This is a genomic window from Dietzia sp. 111N12-1, from assembly GCF_001658045.1.
Classification (GTDB): domain Bacteria; phylum Actinomycetota; class Actinomycetes; order Mycobacteriales; family Mycobacteriaceae; genus Dietzia; species Dietzia kunjamensis.
This window is the reverse complement of sequence record NZ_LSSV01000067.1, coordinates 1-4,822: the sequence shown is the minus strand read 5'-3', so window position 1 is coordinate 4,822 and position 4,822 is coordinate 1. Positions and strand designations below refer to the sequence as shown.

The window sequence follows — 4,822 nt, the reverse complement described above, 5'->3', positions numbered from 1 at the left end:
CTTAGATGCGAAGAGCCACTTATCTATGTATGAGGTGAGGCTCTTCGCCCGCGTCTCGATCGTATGTACAGGAATCAAGCCTTCGGTCGACAATTCAGTCAGGTAGTTCCGCATCTGATCGGCGGCCCTCTTGAGCTCGTCCTGCTCATTGGCGAACTCCCACACGTGCCTCGGCACCGTCTCGGTCGCTTCGGCAGCCACCTCGAAACCACTGCTCCGCTGGTGTTCGGTCATGCAGGCATCTTCTCATGCCTTCACTGAGTGTGAGTGCGCTGCTCGTTCCAGTCCAAGTTTAGTGGCGAATTGAAAATGATCGACTTGATCGCGGACTCGCAGTTGCGGATGTCCCTTCGCGCCAAGTCGCGGGACTTGGACATGGCTGCGACCCGTTCGGTGACCGAATGATCCTTCAATACGATTGAGTCCACCGCGTCGAATCTGTCGAGGCTCAAGTGCAGAGAGCCACCACAGGATCTAGACGGCGACACATTTGGGTCCAGGGCCTTCGCGCCAGCGATGCTGTGCTGTCCGGTGATCACTGTGGCGTCAATGCTCTGAATCGCAGACCCCCAGACAGTCGTAGCTCGCTGAAGGCGCCGCAAGCATCTCTCGATCCATACGCGCTGTAGCCGCTCGGGGAGTCGCAGCAGAAGGGCGTCCGGGAGGCGCCAGTTCACCGCCCGCTTCACGGCCCTCAGCGCTGGCTCAACAGATTCGATCGCGTCTCTCCGCTCCGTCCTGGCTGTTGCGTGCCGGGCGACCGCGTTGAAGGCCACCAGAGCTGTCGGCAGACCCATTAGGAAACTCGCGAACGCCGACGCGAAGTTCACCCGCGCAGCCTCGCTGCCACCGGGTCCGTTGAACAGGAACCAAGGCGGGTTGAAGCACAGGAAACCAGCCAGTATCGCACCGCCGGCGAACGAGGCGACAAGGCAGAGTTTCCCCGCGCTGGTGAACGATCTCCACGATTGCCGAATCTTCGTCACAGGCGTGAGCGTATCCAGCCCGACGTCGACCGACACCTCGAGATCGCCGTGCGTCCAGGTCGGCTACCTTCCAAGTCAGAGGCTTCTGAACCGCCGTCTCCTGTGACCTTCGCCGGTAAATGGCGGTGTTCTGTCGATGCTCCGTGGCGGCTTTAGTTGGTGGTACCGATGACAAGCGTGGTCTGGCCGTCCGTGGTCGAGAGTCCTGCCGCCGATGCGAGGGCGGCAGTGTCATCGTCAGCAGCTGAGGTGTCCTCGTCGACGTAGCCAGATCTCCAGGGGAATGGTCGTCAGTGGCGGTACCGCGGCGATGATCGAGAGAGCTGTGACCCGCCATGGCCACCGCAGGGTGATGGCGGTGATGAGCGCTATGGCGAGGTAGATGAGGAACATGCCGCCGTGCAGGGCGCCGAAGATGCTGACACCGACGTCGGTTGTGCCCGTCACGTACTTGAGGAACATCCCCGCGAGCAGACCAGCCCAGGTGAAGGCTTCGAGAAAGGCCGCGACGATGGAGACTCTTGCCACAAGCGGAAGTCCATAACGCTACTGGGTGCTTGCGCTCATTGGTTCGCCTCGTTGCTCGGGAGTTCGTCTGCGTCCGCGACGGAGCGGGCGAGGTGCTCTGCCAGCGCGGCGCGCAGCTGGTGGGGTAGTGGGATCGCGCCGACGGATTCGCTGAGCCAAAGACCGTCGGCAGCGAGGTAGGCGACCATCTTCTGCAGTGCCCGAGGGTCGGTCGGGTCGATGCTGGCGGGGTCGGGGACCCAGCGAGTGATGACTCGTTTCCACGGCTTGCTGAGCTCGCTGTCGGTGCTCGCTTCGAGCATAAGCAGTAACTCCGCGCCGGTGGCGCCGCGGGCGCTGACTCGGGCATAGGCGGCGAGTCGCTCATCCTGCGATGCCTCATCCGGGTCCTTGCCCAGTGCGTGGATCATCTCCTCGTCCCAGTGCTGGGCTTGATGTTCGTGCAGCGCGAGCATCATGGCGTCCTTCGAGGGGAAGTGGTAGAGCAGCCCGCCTTTGGTGAGTCCGGAGGCGGCGGCGACGGATTCGTACGTGAGCGCCGTGACGCCGTCGGTCTCGACAACGCTGAGGGCGGCCTTGAGGATCGTGTCCCGTTTACTGGTCCGCATGGGCGGTCCTTTCTCGGTCAGTGCTCGGAGTGCAGCTGTGACTGGGTGCCAGGCAGGTACCGGCGCAGAAGCACTCCGGTGATGACTGCGCCCACCGCGAGAACGACTGCGACGACCAGCATCACAACGAGGTAGGCGGAGTCGAAAGCCGTCGCCGCCGCCTGGAGGATCTCTGCGTCACCCTGCGCAGCAGCCTGTGCCTCAGCGATGCTGTTGCCAGCCGCGTCCGGGGCGCCGTCGGGTAGAACGACGCGTGCGCCGTAGATAGCCGTGAGCAGGCTCCCGAGCACGGACACTGCAATGAGGCTGCCGAACTCGTAGGAGACTTCTTCGATCGAGGCGGCCATGCCTGCTCGGCGCACCGGCACGTTCCCGATAATCGCGGTGGAGGCGACCGCCAAGGCGGCTCCGATACCAGCTCCGGTCAACAGCAGTCCGAGGATCAGCACGCCGAAGGACGACTGGAATCCGATGACCGTCACCACGACGCCGCCGGTGGCGAAGGCGAGACCGCCGGTGATGAGCGCGAGCAGTCCGGTGCGGTGCAGGAACGCGCCCCCCAGGAGCGCTGTCGGCAACGTGCCCACGGCGATCGCGGCGACCAAGAGCCCAGCTTCCAGCGGGCTGAATCCGGCGACCTGCTGGAATCGCTGCGTGGTGACGAGCTGGATGCCCCCGATCGCGAACATCGCGAACGACGCGGCCAGCACTCCGGCAGTGAACGCCGGGTTGCCGAAGATGGAGAACTCCAACAGAGGTTGCTCCATACCTCGCTGACGGCGCACGAACAGCCAGAACCCGATGGCAGCAACGAGCAGCGCAACAATGGTGGTCGTTGCCGAGGGCGGCGCGTGGCCGATCTCTTTGATGGCCATCACCGTTCCGACAAGCCCGATCATCACCAAGATCGAGGAGATGGCATCCCATCGCTTCGAGGGATCCGGGTCGTTGGCCGGGCGGATCAGCCAGGTAGCGACCAGCGCCAGCACCACAACGGGCACGTTGATCAAGAACACCGAGCCCCACCAGAAGAACTCAAGGAGTGTGCCGCCAATAATCGGGCCGAGGGCGAACCCGATGACCGACATACTTCCCCAGACCGCGATGGCGATATTGCGCTCACGCTCGACCGTGAAAGTGGTGCGGATCAGCGCCAGGGTGGCCGGCATCATCGCTGCCGCACCGACAGCGAGCACAGCACGCGCAGCGATCAGGACCTCGGGTGACGGAGCGAACGCTGCCAGCAGGGAAGCCAGTCCGAAGATCACCAGACCGACAACAAACATCCGCGTGTGGCCGATGCGATCCCCCAGGGTTCCGCTGCCCAGCAACAGCCCCGCCATCACCAGGGGGTAGGCATTGATGATCCAGAGGTTCTGTGTGTTCGAAGCCTGCAGTTCCTCAGTCAGCGTCGGCAGGGCCGTGTAGAGAATCGAGTTATCCAAGGTGATCAGCAGCAGACCTGCTCCAACCGTCACCAGCAGCGACCAGCGTCGCCTCTTCGTCATCGCGGACATGCGCGTCTTCCCCTCGTCGTGAACGACATAACTGTACCGGATGGATGGTGTAGTTAAGTCGACGGAGGGAGAGACTCACGGCGCGCGCTATGCATGGCGTGCGGGCGGCGAAGCTTGGAAGGTTCTAGAGCGAAGGCGCGGCACTTCGATGCAGGCAAAACCGGACGAGCTGGTGCCTCAGTTGGGTACACCCGTGCAGGACGATATGCCGCCGACCATTGCTGCTGTGTCACAGGGTCCAGTTCGACATTTATGAAACACCTTCCCATCGGGTCTAATATCTACTGATACAGATTCCGGGCGAAAGGGTCTCTTCGATGGCCGATCGGATCGGGACGCTCTTGAACCGTTCGGGTGACGGTGGCGAGGAGGTGCTCATCGTCAGCCGCGGGAAAGAGCGGACTCGGTTCCGGCGCCGGGACGAGTTGGGCTGGAGCTTTCGGGTGGAGTCGACGGACTCGGAGAACATCATCGAGCAGAACCCGAAACGAAAGCCAAAGCCGGATCCGAAGCCGGCTCGCCGGGCCTCGCGTCCTCGTGGGCAGCGAGTGGCGTACGTGCGGGTGTCGGCGGCCGATCAGAACGAGGCGCGTCAGCTCGAAGCGGTGGGGGAGTGCGACCGGGTCTACGTCGAGAAACAGTCCGCTCGCTCGCGTGCCGATCGCGTGAAGCTAGAAGAGTGCATCAGGTATCTCCGGGACGGTGACGAGCTGGTTGTTGCGTCGATGGACCGGCTCGCCCGTTCTCTGGTTGATCTCAAGCAGATCGTCGGCGAGATCACCGCCAAGGGCGCCAGTGTGGAGTTCGTCCACGAGCGGGCCACCTACGCCGCCGGCGCCCAGGATCCTCGAGCAGACCTGATGCTCTCGCTGCTCGGTGCGTTCGCCGAGTTCGAGCGGGCCATCATCCGTGAACGCCAGGCCGAGGGCATCGCCATCGCCAAGGCGAAGGGCAAGTACAAGGGACGCAAACGCGTCCTGACTGACGAGCAGATCGACAAGGCCCGCGCCCGCATCGAGGCAGGGGAGGGGCCATCAGCGATCGCCCGCGATCTGGAAGTCGGACGGTCAACGTTGTACCGCGCCCTCCAACGACATACGACGTAGACGAGGAAGGGGAAGCGACATGGATGGGTGGTCGCCAGTGTGCGGCAAGGGCCGCATCGCAGCGTTGCTCGAGACCG

General features: G+C 63.4%; 6 protein-coding genes. 1 reads left to right on the top strand and 5 read right to left on the bottom strand.

Translation table 11 applies throughout. The features are described from left to right. The 5 genes from AYO52_RS14280 to AYO52_RS14260 all read right to left on the bottom strand — a co-directional run. On the bottom strand, positions 1 to 234 hold a 234-nt coding region (locus AYO52_RS14280; RefSeq protein WP_156523627.1), incomplete at its 3' end, for a hypothetical protein. Between the two features lie 20 nt (positions 235 to 254). After that, entirely contained in the window at positions 255 to 1,022 is a 768-nt protein-coding gene (locus AYO52_RS14275) for a hypothetical protein (RefSeq protein ID WP_067718729.1), read from the bottom strand. A gap of 201 nt (positions 1,023 to 1,223) precedes the next feature. Then, positions 1,224 to 1,514: a DUF3817 domain-containing protein gene (locus AYO52_RS14270; protein ID WP_017836493.1), complete on the bottom strand. Its 291-nt coding sequence runs from the start codon at positions 1,512 to 1,514 to the stop codon at positions 1,224 to 1,226. A 35-nt stretch (positions 1,515 to 1,549) separates the two neighbouring features. Then, positions 1,550 to 2,122: a TetR/AcrR family transcriptional regulator gene (locus tag AYO52_RS14265; protein WP_067718726.1), complete on the bottom strand. Its 573-nt coding sequence runs from the start codon at positions 2,120 to 2,122 to the stop codon at positions 1,550 to 1,552. Positions 2,123 to 2,139: 17 nt separating this feature from the next. Beyond that, positions 2,140 to 3,639: an MFS transporter gene (locus AYO52_RS14260; RefSeq protein ID WP_067718723.1), complete on the bottom strand. Its 1,500-nt coding sequence runs from the start codon at positions 3,637 to 3,639 to the stop codon at positions 2,140 to 2,142. A 317-nt stretch (positions 3,640 to 3,956) separates the two neighbouring features. Here AYO52_RS14260 and AYO52_RS17930 point away from each other — a divergent pair, with 317 nt between their 5' ends. After that, a complete protein-coding gene (locus AYO52_RS17930; protein ID WP_082924043.1) occupies positions 3,957 to 4,745 on the top strand; it encodes a recombinase family protein in 789 nt (262 codons plus the stop codon). The last annotated feature ends 77 nt before the right edge of the window (positions 4,746 to 4,822 follow it).

Excerpts from the sequence above, each read along its gene's own strand:
- AYO52_RS14265 (WP_067718726.1), bottom strand. The coding sequence starts at position 2,122 with ATGCGGACCAGTAAACGGGACACGATCCTCAAGGCCGCCCTCAGCGTT.
- AYO52_RS14260 (WP_067718723.1), bottom strand. The coding sequence starts at position 3,639 with ATGTCCGCGATGACGAAGAGGCGACGCTGGTCGCTGCTGGTGACGGTT.
- AYO52_RS17930 (WP_082924043.1), top strand. The coding sequence starts at position 3,957 with ATGGCCGATCGGATCGGGACGCTCTTGAACCGTTCGGGTGACGGTGGC.